The 223-nt window shown below is 67.7% G+C and carries 1 pseudogene; it reads left to right on the top strand.

Features of this window, described 5'->3' with window-relative positions:
• Positions 1 to 223, top strand: a pseudogene (locus IJ15_RS26570) (TetR/AcrR family transcriptional regulator); the annotation flags it as partial.

Genomic DNA, 223 nt, shown 5'->3' with positions numbered 1-223 from the left:
CCAAGGGCGGGCTGCTCTACCACTTCGGGTCGAAGGACGCATTGGTCGACGGACTGATCGCGCACCTCGAGGGGCTGGGTGCCGCCGACGTGGAAGCCATGCGGACCGCACCCGAGGGGCCGGCCGCCTACTACGTGCGCACCTCCAACTACGAGGACAAGGCACTCGATCGCGCCATCATCGCGACGATGTGCCTGAGCCAGGGTGCCAACACCCGAGCCCA

It is taken from the genome of Prescottella defluvii (genome assembly GCF_000738775.1).
Classification (GTDB): Bacteria; Actinomycetota; Actinomycetes; order Mycobacteriales; family Mycobacteriaceae; genus Prescottella; species Prescottella defluvii.
This window is presented reverse-complemented; position numbering and strand designations above follow the sequence as displayed.